Genomic DNA, 17997 nt, shown 5'->3' with positions numbered 1-17997 from the left:
CTATTTACTTATTTCGCTAGTTGTAATAAAGCGCTGTTCATCTGGTTCATTGAGTGCTTCTTCATGTTCAGAAAGCATATTCATAATCATAGAATTTACCACTCTCTCTTTTGAGAAATCTTGAGAACGCATTGTTGCTTTATGAAACGTACCTAGTGTTTCTTTATGATTAGTAGGAACACTATTATTTATCAATACAATACTATAAGAATTATTTGACAAGGTATCCACTTTTGTAATGTACGGTTTAAGATGCTCGTGATTATTTTCAAAAACTGGAGTAAAATCTTTAAGATAATTTTTTGGAGCATCTATACATTCTCTAGCATACTTGTGATAGTCTCCTAAATAAAGCTCGCTTTGTATAGGTGTGGGTTCATAACCCAGCATCAAAAAAGATTGATTTGCAGCGTTATCTACGTGGAAAGGTGTGTTCACTTGTTGGTCAAAACGAACAAGCCAGTGATAGCTTAAAGGTCTATCGTAAGTCGCTTTTGTGTAGCTAGATAATTCTTTTTTAAGAGCAACCATGGTAGCTCTTAGTTCGCTAGAGGAAGATTCTTTACCTAAATCAATATGAATAAAACCAGGTTTGCTAGTATCAGTTCTAAAAACATCTCTAATAGCATTTTTTGCTATTGCTTCTATGTCGACACTTAACTTTTCCATAGCGATAGCAACTTTATTTTTTGAAATCTTTTATGGTTAATCTATTATTGAAAGAGATATCAGTCCAAGTAACCTCTGTAAAAGGTCCATTAAGTACAACACCATCCCAGTTTGATTTTTGATATTTTCTTTGAGTAGGAATTAATAGTCCGTCTATAGACTCGTATTTGAGCTCCATTAAATAAGGAACATCAATAACATTGTATGCTGCGACCGTAAAAAGAAACTGATCTACGAGACCTGTGTCTTGGTTAATATATACTTGATATATATCTGTATTTTCCTTATTGGGTATATTAAAGGAAACCTTGACGATGTCATACGTTGCTTCATTAATTACCGTCTCTCCTATATAATGATACACTACATTAGGGTCTAGTAATTTTGGCATCATTGCAAACCAATATAAATTGGTAGGTCTATTAAACATCACCTTGTCAATAAGAGGTTGGTCTGTTACAAGTTTTTCGTCGTGTTTTAGCCAATACTCATTCCCATCATATCCTTGCTCTATAGCTCCTTCTAGTTGGGGAATTGTCCTTTCATGTTGATCATATAAACCGTAGGATAGCTCTCCGTCAAATAAATATTTTTCTGTAGCTACATCTACTTTACCATCAGCAGTTTTATAGGTGTATGTGTAAATGACATCTTTCTTGTCTAATAGGCTTCTGTAGTCACCTACTTTTTGAACCATATTATACACCAACTCATGACCTTTGTTATCAAAAGTCACTACAGATTCTTTTGACTCTTCAGTTTGTTGAGTACTTCTATTATCTCCACACGATAATAGAAGTACACAAACTATAATATTTAAAAAATTTATTTTCAAAAGAGGTGTATTACAAAGCTATGATTTCACTTATTTGTAATTCTCCTTGCACGTTGCTGTAGTTCTCAACATCTGCTGCAAATTTTTCTCCGTGTGGTGCAAAGCTTTCTTGGAAAGAAGCAACACTATCAAATTTTAAATGAGCAATCGCTACATAAGGAGCAAGCTCTCCGGGTGCTCTTCCAGCAATTCCTACTTCTAATTCTAATCCCTTTAGTGCGTCACCTAGTGATTCTTGAATCATAGGTAAGTGGCTATTTTTATAATAGTCGGTGTCAAATTTTACACTCTCACTATTAGGGTACATTACAGATACTTTTATCATGATCTATGTTTTTAGTGTGATGGTACTTCTTAAAAATCTGAAGTTACGATGTTGTCAGAAAAGTTTTGATATTCTTTTTCAAACTGCTTTGCCATATCATCTGGAAATAAGTGAAAATCTCCAGCTTTTAATGCGCTTACAATTCCTTCAGAAATTTCAGAAGTTGTAGCTCCATTTTCAAAACCTGCCTTTTCTGCCATATCTGTATCTACTGGTCCTGGGTGTACACTTAGTACATTAATTCCTCGAGGACTTAACTCTGTGCGAATTCCTTGTGTTAAAGAATACGATGCAGCTTTTGATGCAGAGTATGTAGAGAGTTGAGAGAAGTTCTTGATAGAAGCAATAGAGTTCAATTGTACAAGCGCTCCTTTGTTGCTTTCTAAAGTTTTCGCGAAAGCGTTTGCAACACGCACTAATCCAAAAGCATTTACCTGTAGCTGATTAAGAAAATCTTCTTCTACATCATCACTTATGATAGACTGTGGTGTCCCTATACCTGCATTGTTTACTACTACATCTACATCTGTAGCGTGTTCTGCTAGTGTTTTTATAGAGGCTGTGTTTGACACATCTGCTTGTAAAGTGACTACTTTATCACCATACTTTTCTTCTAGTTCTTTTGTAGAGTTTGTATCACGTACCGCTAGATATACTTTCTTTGCTCCGTGGTCTAAAAATGACTCCACAATCGCTTTACCAATACCTCTATTTGCGCCAGTGACTAATGCTACTTTATTTTCTATTGAAATACTCATATGATTTGTTTTAAAGAAGCCTTCCTGCAATATTGAGGAAGGCTTATTATTAATTAAGTTGGGGGAGTTACTTATTTTTTCTCCCAAGCAAACTTCTCAAATGCAGCATCTACAGGTGTGTTTGCGATGTGATTTGTGTAGTTACTTATTACTTTTTGAGATAATCCTAAGATGATATCTAGTACTTGTCTTTCTCCATATCCAGCTGCATAAAATGCAGTAAGATCTTCTTGAGAAACGTTACCACGGTTACGTGTAAGCGATAAAGTAAATGTACGTAGTGCTTCTAGTTTTGCATCTTCTAGTGGAGTCTCGTTACGTAAAGCCTCGATGATTGCGTCATCTACTTTCATCATTTTTGCGATACCTGTGTGTGCTGGTACGCAGTAGTGACATGCATGCTCTACGTTAATTGTTTGCCATACTACCGTTAACTCGTCTGCGTTAAATGAAGAGTTTGTAAATAACTCATGTAGTTCTTGGTATGCTTTTAAGATCTGTGGAGACTCTGCAAGTACTCCGTGTAATCCTGGAAGCATTCCAAAAGACTTTAAAGAATTTTCTAATAATGGCTTACTCTCTTGTGGAGCACTCTCGATGTTGTGAACTTTTAATGTTGTCATAATAGCAATTTTTAATTTATGTTAATTATATCTAAACGTTCGTTTAGTTTTAGGGTAAAAAAATAGTTAGATGTTTTTAAACGTCATCTCTATGTAATCTTCAATCTCTTGTGTTGTGTTTACTCGTGAGGCAGCTGCTAGGCCATGTTTGGCTAGTAAAAGAAAATTTGCTTCTCGCATAATGGTTTCTTCATCTTTACTACCGTCCATTCTCAGTTTTTCAATAAAAAGCTCCTTTATACTACTCATAAAGGAATTCATCTCTTCTTGAATCACAGCGTCTTCACTTACTGCAAACTCGTTATAGGTATTTGTAAGTAGGCATCCGTTGCGCGATCCGTCACGGTCAATGATGGTCACAGAGTCTATAAAAAACTGCTTGATATCTTGCACTCCGTTTGTGCCGCTAGCAAACTTCTTAATGATAGCGCCTACCTTTTCTTTGTAATAAGCTAAGCTTGCCATAAACAGACCGTGCTTATTTCCAAAGCTCGCATAGATTGAGAATTTATTAATACCCATCTCCTTCTCTAGCATTTGCATAGAGGTAGACTCGTAGGTATTTTTCCAGAACAGGTTCATAGCCTTTTCGACTACTTCACGCTCATCATAATTCTTTTTTCTAGCCACTTGTTTCTTATTACTGTGCAAAACTAACCAACCGTTTAGTAATTAAAAAGGGTTTAACAATTATTTATGTAATAGCCGTATTATAAATAGAAAATCCCCATCATATAGATGATGAGGATTGTAGGTGATAGGTAGTGATGGTGGGTAATTACGCTTTCGCGAAAGCGTAACAACAATTCTTAAAATCTATGCTTATGGTTTTACCTGCTCCCAGTAATTATACAAGCCTTTTTTAAGAGGAAGGTATTTTTTAGGCATATCCTTAGCGGGCGAAAGGGTAAAGGAAATACTATCCTTAAAGTACCAGTAATTATCTCGCAGTGCTCCAGTAGTGGTTTTGATATTCCACGCTGGGATATTAATCATAGCATAGGAGCTATCTTTTTCTACGTAGTCTATTCCAAAATCTTTCAGCTGCTCCTTAGCAACATATTTGAATTTGAGTTTAATGTCAAGTTGCTTTGCTTCTTTACGGCTCACTATCTCCGAAGTGGACCAAGCGTAGGTGTCAAACTTTTCCTTTAAGGTAAGGCGCTTTTCTTGTGCTTGCGCATTGCCTATTCTGTAGAGGGTGTTTCTAATCTTTAGGCTGTCTTTCTCATTGCTTACGAGTGCAAAAACATCCCGTTGATCTACCGTTATAATTTGTTCTGTAATGTCAATGTGGACGGCAGTTTCTTCTGCCACAATGGTACTATCTTCAACGCCAAAAAAAGTGCCAAGCGCAAAGAATATAATTTTTATTACCTCCATAGTATTCCTATTTAAGTTGGTTCAAAAATAGCTATAAAGATTGAGTTATCAGTCTCTTAGGTGGTGGTGATTGGTGGTAAGATGTCCCTTACAGAATGATAGAAATAAGGTTGCGCTCTTACAAAAGCGCAACCTTATTAAAATACTTAATCGATGGAAGCAAAGTATGCTTTCACCTTTGTGATGTGTGCTTCTTTCTCATCTTCGGTAAGCCAGCTTGCTTTAAAACCATTAATAGCAAGTTGCATGATTTGCTCCTTAGATAAGTTTAAGGCACTTGCTGTCTGGTAGTAATTCTCATTCATGTATCCGCCAAAGTAAGCTGGGTCATCAGAGTGTATCGTCGCAAGAATCCCTTTGTCTAGCATCTGTGCTACTGGGTGTTCTTCCATCTTGTCAATCACCTTAAGCGCTACATTACTAGTAGGGCAAAGCGTTAACGGAATTTGCTCTTTTACAAGACGCTCCACAAGTGCGTCATCACTTAGGCAGCGATTACCGTGATCTATACGCACAACGTTTAATACGTCAAGCGCTTCCCAAATATAATCTGCTGGGCCTTCTTCACCGGCGTGTGCAACTAGTTTGTAACCTTCTTTTGCCGAGGCTTCAAATACGTTTTTAAATTTACTAGGAGGATTTCCTTGCTCAGAAGAGTCAAGCCCTACACCATCTATCCACGCTTTGTATGGCTGTGATTCTTCTAGCGTTTTAAAAGCAGCTTCCTCACTTAAATGCCTCAAGTAAGACATGATAAGTTTATAAGTAATACCGTATTCACTTTTTGCTTTCTCAAGCGCATTGTAAATCCCGGTGATTACTGTTTTAAAAGGAACACCGCGATCTGTGTGTGTTTGTGGATCAAAGAACACCTCTACGTGTACCACGTTCTCACTATGTACTGTGGTAAGATATGCCCACGTAAGATCATAAAAATCTTGCTCGTGTAAGAGTACTTGTGCACCTGTATAGTAGATGTCTAGAAACTCTTGAAGGTTATTAAATGTATATGCCTTTTTCAATGATTCAATAGAATCATAAGCAAGGGTGATGTTATTGCGCTTTGCAATCTCAAACATCAATTCTGGCTCAAAACTACCTTCTATATGGAGGTGAAGTTCTGTTTTTGGAATGCCTTGTACAAGGGTTCTTAGGGGAGTATTATTCATTGTAGCTATTTTTTTTGTGACTACAAAGGTAGGGTTATTTGTATGAAGTGGTTTTATTGGCCTTGAGTTGCACGTGAACTAGCCTTATGATAAGTATGCTTTCGCGAAAGCGTAACCACCCACATTGTAATATTTCGTACATGAAAAATAATCTAAAAAGTGATTGTGATACGGAATATTTATAGTAAAATATTCTGATTATAGTGTTTGATTTTATTGAAAGCTATAAAAAGGAGGAAAGCTATTCTTAATGTCTATTTTTGCAAAAAATTAGAAGGGCAACAGATGTTAGATTATGTAGTAATAGGAGGAGCACAAGCTGGATTATCTATAGCGTACCATTTAAAAAAGATGGGGAAGAACTACGTGGTGGTAGATGGTGATAAAGAAATAGGGGCGTCGTGGTTAAACAGATGGGATTCCTTAAAACTATTTACCCCTACCGAATACAACCATCTGCCAGGTTTAAAATTTGACACTCCTAAAGGTCATTACCCAAGTAAATATGAAGTAGCAGATTATTTTAAGTCTTATGTGTCTACTTTTGAAATCCCTGTAAAACTTAATACATTAATTACTGCTATAACTAAGACAGCAAAAGGATTTATCCTCGCACATAAGGATGGTGATCTTGAGGCAAAAAATGTGGTGGTTGCCACAGGTCCTTTTCACACGCCATACACGCCACCTTGTAATACTAAAATTGCAGACAGTATCACGCAGATGCACAGTAACTATTACAAAGGACTCGATCAATTACAAGAGGGCGATGCGCTCGTAGTAGGTGGAGGAGACTCTGGATATCAAATCTTAAACGAACTCTCAAAAGATGGTCGCAGGAAGGTCTTTTTTTCTGGAGATACCACGGTAAAATCCTTACCGCAGCATATTTTGGGCAAGTCATTATGGTGGTGGTTTACTGTCACAGGTTTTCTAAGTTTTAATAAGTATAGCTGGATGGGTAAGAGGATAAGCTCATTTACTCAGCCTGTTATAGGCACAGATGTAAAAGAAATTCTTTCTAGAGACAACGTCATTATAAGCGGTAGAACTAAAGATGCCATGCATGAGGAAATCATCTTCGAAAACAAGAAAGTAGCTAGTATTAAAAACATCATATGGGCAACTGGATATCGCCCTAATTTTCAATGGATAGAGGGCTTAGAGCTTGATGCAGATAGCTATCCAAAAAACCGCAGAGGTGTAAGCAACATCGATGGCCTGTATTTCTTAGGCCTACCGTGGATGTACACTCGCGGATCTGCAACCTTAGGCGGAGTGTCTAAGGATGCGCTTTATCTTGCAGACTTAATTGATGCAAAGGGGTAACTAGCTTAACTCCGTTTATGGTAGTGCAATAACTAGTAGATAGCTACTAATAACGCTTTCGCGAAAATAGCTTTTATATCATTCCTTCTCAGGAATCAAATTACCATTAGTGTCATAGCGTTTGAAGTTAAGGAGCTTTCCTTAATTGTCGTAGATGAAGCTCTTTATAGTTTCCTATAAAGCATATCTCACCACTACTGTTACCAAAATAAGAATTGGTTAGTGCTATCTACAAATCACTTTGAATAGATCGAATCGCAAACTTGCAATCCAATAGTTTGTTGATTCTTTATTAAAAAGAGTATTTCTAAATAGTAGGTTTATTCTGACAATTTATTTTTTTATTTCTTAATTTGCCAGCCAATCAAAAAACTAAAATCAGATATGAAAGCTTTAATCAAAATGTCAATTATTTTACTTGTAACCACATTTTTTTCCTGTAGTTCGGAAGATGACAGTGTTAGTGTAGAAGTTGTTTCGCCACCAGAGGTGAATACTGCCCCTACAGCTGTTAATTTATCTTTAGAGGAACAAGAATGTAATATGATAGGACTAAGTTGGTCTGCCTCAAGTGATATAAATGAAAATAACTCAATTACTTATAAGGTTTACGTTAATGATGTTCTTGTAGCTAGTGATTTAACAGGCCTTACGTATACAGCCGAGGTTAGTTTATCAAACTATCCAGCTGTAATTAACGTTACGGCAATAGATAATCTTCAAGCAGAATCAGAGCTGAGTAATACTCTCGAAATAGAATTTCCGGTAAGTGATAACATAAATTTTACAGATGCAAACTTGAAGCAAGCATTACTAGACAACCCTGAACCTATTGATATAAACTTAGATGGTGAGATTTCTGAATGTGAAGCCTCTTTATTTACTGAAACTTTGTCGTTGTCGCAGAAGGAGATATCGAGCCTAAGTGACATAGTTTACTTTACAAATGCGAGAGACTTAAATGCGGTCGGTAATAATATCACAGACGTATCCGTCTTAACAGATTCCTCTTTTGAAAGAATCTTTTTAAGTTTCAACCAGTTGGAAAGTTTCGATATGGAGGGTAATTCTAATGTTAAAGTACTATCCATTGAGCATAATGAGTTGATTTCGATTGATTTATCTCAATTTGTGAACTTAGAAAGTGCTCGTTTGAGTAATAATAACTTATCTAGTATTGACTTATCAAATAATCCTTTGTTGAGTATATTGAACTTAACTAGGAATTCTATTTCTCAAGTTGACGTCTCTCAAAACCAAGAATTAACAGAATTATATTTATCATTTAATAACCTAACAATAATTGATGTAAGTAGTAACGTAAATCTTGAAAAATTGGATGTTTCTGAAAATTTACTTACATCACTTTTTATTGAGCAAAATACCAACTTGAAAGGTGTTTATTGTAGTGATACATTTATTGAACAGTTAGATTTATCTAATCAGCCCAACTTGGAAGAATTCGTAGCCCTAAGAAGTTCTCAACTTGCCCAGTTAGATTTAAGGAATGGTAATAATTCGATGTTGGAATTAATGATCGTAAACGAGAGCCCCAATTTAAGTTGTATTGAGGTAGATGATGTAGACAATATTCCAAGTGATTGGCAGAAAGATGATAGTGCATCATATTCTTTGGATTGTAACTAGAAGTTTATTGCGTTCTAACTAATAGAATCAGATTATTCAAAAATAAATTAACTTAAATAAAAGCTGAACAGTCAACTGATTGTTCAGCTTTTTTACTTTTCAGATTAATTCTAGAAGATCCTAGTTAGTAACTAGAAGGATAAAGAATAATTAGTCGACTGCTTTTTTAATTATTGTTCAACTTAGTAAATAGATAATTAGTACGCTTTCGCGAAAACAGCTCCTATATCATTCCTTCTCAGGAATCAAATCCCCATTGGTGTCATAGCGTTTAATCTCTAGACGGTTGCCTTGGCTATCATAGGTAACCATTATTTGTAGTGTACCATCTTTGTATAAAGATTTCCAGGCGCCTTTTTTCTTAAAGTAATCGATGCCTGCATATTCACCTTGCTCCTTGATACTGCCGTTCTTGTAGAAAGACGTGTACACGCCTTTCTTGTTACCTAGCGCATCAAATTCTTGAGAGGTAAATAGCGTTCCATCTTCATAATAAATATTGAGGTTGCCGGTAAAGTCGCCTTTATCAGTATAGGTAGCATCTAGTCTCAAGTTGCCATTGCTGTGATATTCTGTATTACTTATAATCACACCTTCGCTGCTATAGGTGATTTTTGATTTGAGTTGGCCATTTTCCCAATACCCCATCCAACTGCCAACACTTCGATTCTCCTTATAAACTCCTTTAGATCTTAGTTGGCCATTACTGTAATAATCCTCGTAAGGGCCATCCATACTATAGAAACCTTCACTCGCATAAGAACCTTTAGTTTGCAACTGCCCGTTGCGGTAATACATTTTAAAAGGGCCTACTGGATTATCTGAGCCATTAAAGCTGAGCTTAGTATCTATCGCTCCATCCTTTCTATAATAAACCCACTCACCCGTAGGAAAGCCAGCAGCATTTTTAAGCCCCGCACTTTTTTTCTCACCTGAATTGAAATACTCAACTACTTGTTTTTCTTGAGCGCTGGTGATGTGTGTGCTTAGGAGTAGGAGGAAGATGATGAGGTAGGAGTAAGGTGGACGCATTATGACGTGATATTTTTTATCTGAATATTATATTGATAGCGATACTCGCTAGTGCTATAATGATAAAGGTTGTTTTACGCTTATCACCTTTAAGTCTATCTGCTATGTAAATGATACTTAAAGTAATTACAAAGCTAAGGATATAGATAAAAATCATCCCAAACTCCTTACAAGCAGCACTTGTGCAATCTAGTGCATAATAACCAAGACTTAGCAATGCTCTTATTGCAGCGAACACTGAAAGTATGAGTAGTATATATAGTATGGGTTTGATGGCTTTCATTTTTGGGTGAAAATAAACGTTAGTTTAAAACTGATCCTAATTTCTTAAAGTAATTTTCGTTTAATAAGACCAATTTAAAATTTCTCAAACTTTTTAAATGAGCATTGAATTCCGAATTAGCCTTCTGCGTTCTGTTTTTTTGTAGCACGATAAATACTTAAATCATCATCTATTTTTAAAAAGGCTAAGAATATTAATTTTAAATATGTGAAATATGCGTATTCGTGCTTTTCGATTTCATTTGGGTCGGCTTGAGTTCCATGTAGGTAACTATTTCTCAAATCTAATCCATTTGTAAACTGGCTTTTGTTTAAAAAATAATTAAAATAATCTTGTTCAGTTTTTGAGAATAATGAATTTTCAAAATTGATAATATCCTCTGAATCCATTCTTTGAGCTTCTCGTTGAAAATCTATTGGGTAATTATAATATGAACCAACATCATTTTCATATAAATCTTTTAATATTAGAACCCTAGCAGGATTTACCATTTGTATAAAATTATTTTTATTAACTCTGATAAATCCGTTTTTGATAAGATAGTTCAATCTAGGTTTTTGATATTCTTCGTAACTAGTGAATTTCACTTCTTCATTTGCTAGTAGGTCAAAAAAGTTACTATACTTGTCTTCCTTGAATGGTTCAACATAGGCTAAAAGAGTTTGGTCTGAAAAAAATATATTTGAACAGCCAACCATCACTTCACTAGTTTCATTCAAATAAATATATTTTTTTGAATTTAGACTGGGAATATCTTTTATGGTTGATGGTGAAGATGATATTTGCAGAAGTTCAAAATCAATAATTCCGTCTTCAACATAGAGTTTAAATTGTTTCAACGCGGATTCAAACTCAGGTGCTAATAATCTGACTTTTTCAAAGTATGATGTTGCCGTTGGAATTGAAAATCTGGCATTGTCAGCAAAAGAGTATTTTTTTTGGAATACATTTGTAAATGTAAGGTGAAGAATATTTTCTAATGAATTACTTAAATTCTTGAGAACTTGGCTATAAGTATAAATTTGGCTGTGTGAAGTTACTTCAGATAACGAGAATGATGTTCCACTTCTATATTCATTTTGCGAATGAACGCCCATTATACGCTCCAATGCTCCCATTTCACTTCTCTTACTGACAAGATTTATTCTATTTTGATTATCGAGATATTCGAATAAGTATTTGAAATTGAGAAACAATTGATAGGTAGCTCTATTTTGTTTTATAAAATCTAGACTATAAGAATAATTAGCTATGAGATTATCATCAACAAATCCATCTTTGATTTTATTAAGATTTTCAGGGAAACTAATTTTTACCCCGTAGTTTAGTCCTTGTTTGTTAGCAAATAATTTATCAGTTTCTTTTTTGAGTAAACGTTTTGCTTTTAGTCTAGTTTTATCTAAAATTTTAAAGTCATTTTTGTTTCTGAAATTTTGTATCAATTCGACATAATTTAAGTTTGTTACGTTAGAATTTAAATAATTTAAGATTATAGCTTCTTTGTCTATAGCTGTGAGACTTTTAGGAAGAGTTTTTTGTTTTTTTTTCAAATCATCTTTTACCTCGTAAATTGAAAGTAATATCTCAGCAGACTGAGGATAGGTTAGAAGAAAATCTCTTATAGTTGCATTGTATCTTTCAACAATATTTTTATGATTTAAAATGATATGAATTAAGTGAGATTCGTATAATAATAATTTTTGAAAGTTTTCTTCAGAAATACGTTTGAATACATTTTGATTATTAACTAATTCCCAAAATGAATTAATATAATTTCTAAGAGTTTTGTTATATAAGTCAATAATATTTATGTCATTAATTTGTGACATAAATCTTCCAATAATTTTCCCAAACTCAGTTGCTTTATTTTTGAATACTAAAATATCCTCAGAAGTCCAGTCATTCAAAAACAGTTCAATATCAATATATTTCTTTATATTATAAAGTTCTAAAATTTCATTAACGTCGTTGTATTCAGATTTTATTTCAGCTCGCAAAATCAGCTCTCCTTTTCGAAGTTGATGACCACTCGCCATGTCTTCTTTTGAGTAAAAGACAACTCTATTTAAGTCAGATTTGTGCATGAATTTTTCTATTATGTTTTGAGCTGAATAGGAGCTAATACTAAAAATCTAAAATACAACATCCCAATACACCTCCTTTACGGTTTACCTTACTTTGGGTTAATTAATGCAATAAATATGCATAATTATCAGCATCGAGCTAACCAATTCAAATTTTCGCGAAAGCGCATAAAAAAATCCCCACTTAAAAAGCAGGGATATACTTAAGCTTAAAAAAAGTAAGCGTTCTAATTGTAGGTATGATAAATTGCTATTCTAACTTGAGCCAAATTAGGAACCAGTTTATTCTATTATAATTTTTTCTACAGATGATAATCCTCCACTCTCTATAGTAAGAAAATAAATACCTGCAGGAAGGGTTTCGTTTACTGTAAAATGTGAAGATTGCGTAATGGAAAAAGTATATAGGATTCGCCCAGAAATATCAACAAGATTTAGAGTTGCTGACTCTTGAGATTCTTTGAATTCAATTTTAAAATTCCCACTACTTGGATTAGGATGTACACTATGGCTAAGTGAATACGTATTATTAATCCCTAGATTTTCATTAAATTGATACACATTGTACGTGCCTACGTAATCCGGATCAGTATTGTCAAAAGAGTTGTCAATTCCTAAGCGTTGTCCATCTTCAGAAAGGGTAAAGCCAAAGCCGTAAAAATAAAATCTACTTATATCTGGATTATAAAATGTAGTCCCTTTTTGAAACCAAGTGCCATTAATTTCTTCGTGAACTTTAATGTAAGCTCTTCTCGAATCTTCAATATTATTGTTCTGAAGTGCTTGTACAGCAATCGTTTTACCATCATTAGAGATTTGCACACGTTGTCCCATGGCATCAAAAGCTTGTTCTCCGAAAAATGATCCGATTTCGTTCCAAGAACTATTATCATATTCAAAAACGCGTGCTGCACCCGCATCCTCTGCTGCAGTATCGTCGAATAAATATGTCATAATAATTCTATTACCGTCAGCACTTAAATCTTGTCGTGCTACTCGTGATTCATCAGCATAAGCAGTTATCGTATTACCCACCTGACTCCAAGCTCCATTGATATTTTCATAAATCCTTGTCTCTCCATTTAGTCCATTATTGGAACCTGGTCCAGGAGAGCTTATCAAAACTCGATTGCCATCATGACTTACCGAAAATTCAGTGCCAGCGTTATATACATCTCCCATTGTATATGTAAACGTACCATCAAAAGTATATTCGCCATTTATAAGACTATATTTGGTGATTCTATTTTCAAGTGATTCATTTTGAATCCATTCTACATTACTCAAAACCAAAATACTTGAGCCATCACCAGATATTTGATAAAAATGATAAATAGATTGACCAGAATACTCATATTCTATAGTCTGCGAAAGACTTAGGTTTCCATTATCGTTAGAGTAGACATTAATTTCTTCTGCATTTTCGGTTAATATCACAAACACGTCAGTACTCTGGGAAAACTGGCCGCGACGCTCTACTTCAACAGTATAATCAAAAGAAATTTCTTCTTCTAATACATTATAAAAATTGTAGCGTGAAGGTGATCCCTTGTATTCGTAGAGAATTTCACCGTTGTTGCTTAATAGCATACCATTTACATCAGCAACTTCTGCAATTCTTTCCCATTCTTGTGCAATGAGATTATTTGTAAAAAATATAGCAAACAATAAAATGCAAGTAATTTTCATAATTGATTTTCGGCAAATATAATTTAAAATTCAACGAAAAATATTAGGCTATTTTCTTATCAATATCTTACTAAAAAGTGGTGTTCGAGTCTTGAAGATAAGTTTGGGGGCTAACAGCATCGAGGTAACCAATTCAAATTTTCGCGAAAGCGCATAAAAAAATCCCCACTTAAAAAGCAGGGATTTGATAGTCGGTTTTTAGGTTGTCTTTTATAGCAAGACGGTGGAGTTAGTCTGCAATGGTTACAAACAAACCTTCGTCTGTTTTAGAAACTTTGGCAGCGCCTAGTTTGGTAAGACCTTTAAGGCCTTTGTCCCATCCTTTGTTACTTAAACCTGCTGCAGCTTTGAGTGCACCAAGTTCTTGAGGGCTTTCCTTTTTAAGGAGGTCGTAAATTGCTTTTTCGTTCTCGTTAAGATCAAGTGCCTTCTTTTCTGGTTTCATCTGTGGGAAGAACAGTACTTCTTGTATAGACTGGTTATTAGTCAAGAACATAATCAAACGGTCCATCCCAATTCCCATTCCTGAGGTAGGAGGCATCCCGTACTCTAATGAACGCAAGAAGTCATAATCTATAGAAGCTGTTGCCTCGTCATCACCACGTTTTGCAAGTTCTAGCTGTGCCTCAAAACGCTCACGCTGGTCGATAGGATCGTTAAGCTCTGAGTATGCATTTGCAATCTCTTTACCACAAACCATCAACTCAAAACGTTCTGTAAGTTCTGGGTTATCACGGTGCTCCTTACATAGCGGGCTCATCTCTTTAGGATAGTCTGTGATGTAGGTAGGCTGTATGTAGTTACCCTCACACTTCTCACCAAAAATCTCATCTATGAGTTTTCCTTTACCCATAGTCTCATCTACCTCGATACCCATGCCTTGTGCGGCAGCGCGTATCTCATCTTCTGTTTTATCAAGAATATCAAAACCTGTAAAGTGCTTGATACTATCTGCCATGGTTACTCTAGCATACGGAGCTTTAAAATCTACTTCGTGCTCACCAAAGGTTGCCTTTGTAGTTCCGTTTACAGCAATTGCACAGTGCTCTAGTAACTGTTCACAAAACTCCATCATCCAGTTGTAGTCTTTATAAGCTACATAAATTTCCATCGCGGTAAATTCTGGATTGTGCGTGCGGTCCATCCCTTCATTACGGAAGTTCTTTGAAAACTCATACACTCCTTCAAATCCGCCAACAATGAGACGCTTTAAATACAGCTCATTTGCAATACGCATATATAATGGCATATCTAGTGAGTTGTGGTGCGTCACAAATGGTCGTGCTGCAGCTCCTCCAGCAATAGGCTGTAGGATAGGAGTCTCTACTTCAAAATATCCTGCGTCGTTAAAGAAGTTACGCATCGCATTAAAAAGCTTGGTGCGTTTTACAAATACTTCTTTTACGTGTGGGTTTACAGCAAGATCTGCATAACGCTGGCGGTAACGCATTTCTGGATCTATAAACTCATCATAGGTGTTACCCTCTGCATCTGTTTTAGGAAGTGGTAATGGTTTAAGTGCTTTACTTAATAGTGTAAAGCCAGTAAGTGATACCGTTATCTCACCTACTTGTGTAGTAAACAACGTTCCTTCTACACCAATGAAATCACCAAGGTCTAGTAGTTTTTTAAACACTTCGTTATAATGAGACTTATCTTCTCCCGGGCAAATCTCGTCACGGTTAAAGTATAATTGTATGCGACCTTCACCATCTTGGATCTCTCCAAAAGATGCAGAACCTTGAATCTTCTTTCGCATCAAGCGACCTGCCATTACTACCTTCTCACCCTCTTTATAGTCTGCGATTGCTTTCTTAGAGCTATGAGTAACGTGGTATTGTGCTGCTGGATAAGGATTGATTCCTATTTCGCGCAAGCGGGATAATTTTTGACGGCGTACTTGTTCTTGTTCTGACAGTTGCATACAGTAATAATTCTTTTATATTTTTTGCAAATAAGCGCTACACACAAATAGCGGTAGAGCGGCGCAAAGATAGTAATAGCCCGCTCAGAAATCAACATTGTAACAATCTGAAAATTATGTCGTCTTATTAAGTACATCAATCAACCTTTCCAACCGAAGGAGAGGATAAAAAAAACTTCACTTATGAGTATCTGGCGCGTCTTACTTGCCATCTTTTTTCCACCACTAGCTGTAATAGGCAAAGGATGTGGGTCTGTATTAATAGTTTTCTTACTTTGGCTCTGTGGCTGGGTGCCTGGCGTAATTGCAGCACTCGTAATATTAAATAATCCAAAAAAACAGGAATGAGTAAAAAGGTTTATGGACTGCTCGTAGTACTCTTAGTGTTACTGGTGAGTTGTAGTATGCATGAGCGTATTGTTTTTAATGAAGACATGGGAGGTCGTTATGAGTCTAAATTTGACTTATCACAAATTATGGCAATCGCTGCCCAGAGCGGAGCAAGTAACCCAGAAAAGAAGAAGGAAAAGATGGACACCACAATGGTGTTTAATGACTTTCTAGAAATCTACAAGGATAGCATCGCCACATTACCAGCTGCACAGCAAGAGAATGTGAAAGCACTTAAAGACTTTGCTATGAATATGAACATAGACGAGGAGAATGGGGTGATGGTACTTACTGTCATAAAAGACTTCAAAGAGTTTAAGGAGATAGAGCGCATCGCATATGATGTAGATAAAGTATTTGAAAGCGCAAAGAAAACCACACCAGGCGGAGAGCAAGCAAGTAGTAGCCCAGCAAATAGTATGCTGAGTACAAACAAGGTGATCTATACTTTTACTGATAATACCTTTAGAAGAACAGACCCTAAAGCGCTATCAAGACACCTAGAAGGCAGCAGCGAATTATCTGAAAAGACAAGACAAGACGTAGAGGATGCCGTCTTTAAAGATGAGAATGGAGAAGCGGAAAACAATATGATGAAAGAGATGGTGCTAGGTATGGACGAAGTACTAGATCAATCTACTATGGAACTAGAATACGTATTCCCAAGAAAAGTAATCTCCGTATCTCCTAAAGGCGCAATAATCTCAGAAGATGGCAAAACAGTAACCTTCTCCATAGACTATAAAACCCTACTAGAAGGAACAGACAAAACCTTAGAAAACTTTGAGGTGGTTCTTGAGGATAAATAAGTCACGATAATTATTATAAAGACCTTCTACTATATGGTAGGAGGTTTTTTTAGTTTTAAAAGCTTTCCCCGTCCTTGAAGGGTGGTTTTTTCACAACTCGCGGACATCTCCCCAACCCCTCTTCGAAGAGGGGCTTTCAATTTTTGCAACTTCGTTGCAATTCTCATGCGAGTGTTCCCCTCTTTGAAGAGGGGCTAGGGGAGATGTTTCATAAGAGTATTCACATACACTAAATAAAACCAGAAGAACTCTTTCACAACAGCAATCAATTAATAAAACTTTCAATACTCTCAACCCTTTCTTACCTTTGCGCCGTGAATAAAAATATCATTTTACAGGACCTCGGAAATCGAGATTATAAGGAAACTTGGGACTACCAAGAGACGCTTTTTAAGAAAACGGTGGATATGAAAATCGCAAACCGTAGACAAAACGCCGGACTGGTAACGCCTAATCATTTCTTGTTTGTAGAGCATCCTCATGTGTTTACACTGGGCAAGAGTGGTGATCTTTCTAATTTGCTTGTTAGCGAAAAGGAGCTTGCCGAGAAAAAAGCTAGTTTTTATAAGATTAACCGCGGTGGAGATATCACCTATCACGGTCCCGGTCAAATTGTAGGATATCCTATTCTTGATCTTGATAGCTTTTTTAGAGACATTCACAAGTACTTGAGACTACTGGAAGAGATGGTAATTCTTACCCTAGCCGAATACGGACTAAAGGCCGAACGCTCTCCTGGAGAAACGGGTGTGTGGTTTGATGTGGGAACGCCATTTGCACGTAAAATTTGTGCTATGGGTGTGCGCGCTAGCCGCTGGGTAACCATGCACGGATTTGCACTAAACGTAAATGCAGACTTGGGCTACTTTGACCTGATGATTCCTTGTGGGATAAAAGACAAAGCAGTGACCTCTCTTAATGTAGAGCTAGGTAAAGCAACCGTAGACGAAGCCGAAGTAAAAGAGAAATTACTCAAACACTTTACAGCGCTCTTTGAAGCCAACTTTATAACTCCAGAAGCGGGCGCGGAATATATATAAGGACGACG

The 17997-nt window shown here is 36.0% G+C and carries 18 protein-coding genes; 5 read left to right on the top strand and 13 right to left on the bottom strand.

Features of this window, described 5'->3' with window-relative positions:
* The 8 genes from SJY37_RS02590 to SJY37_RS02555 form a co-directional block, all read right to left on the bottom strand.
* Positions 1-669: a hypothetical protein gene (locus tag SJY37_RS02590; RefSeq protein WP_298329174.1), complete on the bottom strand. Its 669-nt coding sequence runs from the start codon at positions 667-669 to the stop codon at positions 1-3.
* Between the two features lie 13 nt (positions 670-682).
* Positions 683-1504, bottom strand: coding sequence for a DUF6503 family protein (locus SJY37_RS02585; protein WP_298329172.1), 822 nt, complete (start codon positions 1502-1504; stop codon positions 683-685).
* 10 nt (positions 1505-1514) lie between these two features.
* The gene (locus SJY37_RS02580) at positions 1515-1829 is read right to left on the bottom strand and encodes an EthD family reductase (RefSeq protein WP_298329169.1); all 315 of its coding nucleotides are present in this window, start codon (positions 1827-1829) and stop codon (positions 1515-1517) included.
* 29 nt (positions 1830-1858) lie between these two features.
* On the bottom strand, positions 1859-2587 hold the full coding sequence (locus SJY37_RS02575) for an SDR family oxidoreductase (RefSeq protein ID WP_013751118.1): 729 nt from the start codon (positions 2585-2587) through the stop codon (positions 1859-1861).
* A gap of 71 nt (positions 2588-2658) precedes the next feature.
* A complete protein-coding gene (locus SJY37_RS02570) occupies positions 2659-3210 on the bottom strand; it encodes a carboxymuconolactone decarboxylase family protein (RefSeq protein WP_013751119.1) in 552 nt (183 codons plus the stop codon).
* Positions 3211-3276: 66 nt separating this feature from the next.
* The gene (locus SJY37_RS02565; RefSeq protein WP_298329162.1) at positions 3277-3840 is read right to left on the bottom strand and encodes a TetR/AcrR family transcriptional regulator; all 564 of its coding nucleotides are present in this window, start codon (positions 3838-3840) and stop codon (positions 3277-3279) included.
* 192 nt (positions 3841-4032) lie between these two features.
* The gene (locus SJY37_RS02560; RefSeq protein WP_298329159.1) at positions 4033-4593 is read right to left on the bottom strand and encodes a hypothetical protein; all 561 of its coding nucleotides are present in this window, start codon (positions 4591-4593) and stop codon (positions 4033-4035) included.
* A gap of 146 nt (positions 4594-4739) precedes the next feature.
* Entirely contained in the window at positions 4740-5762 is a 1023-nt protein-coding gene (locus SJY37_RS02555; RefSeq protein ID WP_298329156.1) for an adenosine deaminase, read from the bottom strand.
* Between the two features lie 285 nt (positions 5763-6047).
* Between SJY37_RS02555 and SJY37_RS02550 the strand changes: the two genes are divergently transcribed.
* Together SJY37_RS02550 and SJY37_RS02545 are read left to right on the top strand one after the other, a co-directional pair.
* Positions 6048-7091, top strand: coding sequence for an NAD(P)/FAD-dependent oxidoreductase (locus SJY37_RS02550; protein ID WP_298329153.1), 1044 nt, complete (start codon positions 6048-6050; stop codon positions 7089-7091).
* Positions 7092-7475: 384 nt separating this feature from the next.
* Positions 7476-8738 carry a hypothetical protein gene (locus SJY37_RS02545; RefSeq protein WP_298329150.1) on the top strand — a complete coding sequence of 421 codons (1263 nt, stop codon included), beginning with the start codon at positions 7476-7478 and terminating at the stop codon, positions 8736-8738.
* A 228-nt stretch (positions 8739-8966) separates the two neighbouring features.
* Here SJY37_RS02545 and SJY37_RS02540 read toward each other — a convergent pair whose 3' ends face one another.
* The 5 genes from SJY37_RS02540 to lysS all read right to left on the bottom strand — a co-directional run bounded on the left by SJY37_RS02540 (position 8967) and on the right by lysS (position 15750).
* Positions 8967-9770, bottom strand: a complete 804-nt coding sequence (locus SJY37_RS02540) for a toxin-antitoxin system YwqK family antitoxin (RefSeq protein ID WP_298329147.1) — start codon at positions 9768-9770, stop codon at positions 8967-8969.
* 16 nt (positions 9771-9786) lie between these two features.
* A complete protein-coding gene (locus SJY37_RS02535) occupies positions 9787-10053 on the bottom strand; it encodes a hypothetical protein (protein ID WP_298329144.1) in 267 nt (88 codons plus the stop codon).
* A 116-nt stretch (positions 10054-10169) separates the two neighbouring features.
* Positions 10170-12137: a hypothetical protein gene (locus SJY37_RS02530; protein ID WP_298329141.1), complete on the bottom strand. Its 1968-nt coding sequence runs from the start codon at positions 12135-12137 to the stop codon at positions 10170-10172.
* Between the two features lie 282 nt (positions 12138-12419).
* Positions 12420-13826 (bottom strand): T9SS type A sorting domain-containing protein, encoded by a 1407-nt coding sequence (locus SJY37_RS02525; protein ID WP_298329138.1) that lies wholly within the window; start codon positions 13824-13826, stop codon positions 12420-12422.
* 229 nt (positions 13827-14055) lie between these two features.
* The gene (gene lysS / locus SJY37_RS02520) at positions 14056-15750 is read right to left on the bottom strand and encodes a lysine--tRNA ligase (RefSeq protein ID WP_298329135.1); all 1695 of its coding nucleotides are present in this window, start codon (positions 15748-15750) and stop codon (positions 14056-14058) included.
* Positions 15751-15933: 183 nt separating this feature from the next.
* Here lysS and SJY37_RS02515 point away from each other — a divergent pair, with 183 nt between their 5' ends.
* The 3 genes from SJY37_RS02515 to lipB all read left to right on the top strand — a co-directional run bounded on the left by SJY37_RS02515 (position 15934) and on the right by lipB (position 17989).
* Entirely contained in the window at positions 15934-16098 is a 165-nt protein-coding gene (locus tag SJY37_RS02515) for a YqaE/Pmp3 family membrane protein (RefSeq protein WP_379952803.1), read from the top strand.
* The gene (locus SJY37_RS02510; RefSeq protein ID WP_379952802.1) at positions 16095-16949 is read left to right on the top strand and encodes a hypothetical protein; all 855 of its coding nucleotides are present in this window, start codon (positions 16095-16097) and stop codon (positions 16947-16949) included. Before SJY37_RS02515 ends, SJY37_RS02510 begins: the two co-directional genes overlap by 4 nt.
* 314 nt (positions 16950-17263) lie before the next feature.
* Positions 17264-17989, top strand: coding sequence for a lipoyl(octanoyl) transferase LipB (gene lipB, locus SJY37_RS02505; RefSeq protein WP_379952801.1), 726 nt, complete (start codon positions 17264-17266; stop codon positions 17987-17989).
* Positions 17990-17997 lie beyond the last annotated feature (8 nt).

Source organism: Dokdonia sp. R78006 (genome assembly GCF_042466145.1).
Lineage (GTDB): Bacteria > Bacteroidota > Bacteroidia > Flavobacteriales > Flavobacteriaceae > Dokdonia.
Note: the sequence above shows the minus strand (reverse complement) of the source record. Positions and strands in the feature narration are given on the sequence as shown.

Coding starts and splice junctions, on each gene's coding strand:
- SJY37_RS02555 (WP_298329156.1), bottom strand. CDS start 5,762: ATGAATAATACTCCCCTAAGAACCCTTGTACAAGGCATTCCAAAAACA.
- SJY37_RS02570 (WP_013751119.1), bottom strand. CDS start 3,210: ATGACAACATTAAAAGTTCACAACATCGAGAGTGCTCCACAAGAGAGT.
- lysS (WP_298329135.1), bottom strand. CDS start 15,750: ATGCAACTGTCAGAACAAGAACAAGTACGCCGTCAAAAATTATCCCGC.
- SJY37_RS02510 (WP_379952802.1), top strand. CDS start 16,095: ATGAGTAAAAAGGTTTATGGACTGCTCGTAGTACTCTTAGTGTTACTG.
- SJY37_RS02560 (WP_298329159.1), bottom strand. CDS start 4,593: ATGGAGGTAATAAAAATTATATTCTTTGCGCTTGGCACTTTTTTTGGC.
- SJY37_RS02525 (WP_298329138.1), bottom strand. CDS start 13,826: ATGAAAATTACTTGCATTTTATTGTTTGCTATATTTTTTACAAATAAT.
- SJY37_RS02530 (WP_298329141.1), bottom strand. CDS start 12,137: ATGCACAAATCTGACTTAAATAGAGTTGTCTTTTACTCAAAAGAAGAC.
- SJY37_RS02540 (WP_298329147.1), bottom strand. CDS start 9,770: ATGCGTCCACCTTACTCCTACCTCATCATCTTCCTCCTACTCCTAAGC.
- SJY37_RS02590 (WP_298329174.1), bottom strand. CDS start 669: ATGGAAAAGTTAAGTGTCGACATAGAAGCAATAGCAAAAAATGCTATT.
- SJY37_RS02575 (WP_013751118.1), bottom strand. CDS start 2,587: ATGAGTATTTCAATAGAAAATAAAGTAGCATTAGTCACTGGCGCAAAT.
- SJY37_RS02550 (WP_298329153.1), top strand. CDS start 6,048: ATGTTAGATTATGTAGTAATAGGAGGAGCACAAGCTGGATTATCTATA.
- SJY37_RS02580 (WP_298329169.1), bottom strand. CDS start 1,829: ATGATAAAAGTATCTGTAATGTACCCTAATAGTGAGAGTGTAAAATTT.
- SJY37_RS02515 (WP_379952803.1), top strand. CDS start 15,934: ATGAGTATCTGGCGCGTCTTACTTGCCATCTTTTTTCCACCACTAGCT.
- SJY37_RS02545 (WP_298329150.1), top strand. CDS start 7,476: ATGAAAGCTTTAATCAAAATGTCAATTATTTTACTTGTAACCACATTT.
- SJY37_RS02535 (WP_298329144.1), bottom strand. CDS start 10,053: ATGAAAGCCATCAAACCCATACTATATATACTACTCATACTTTCAGTG.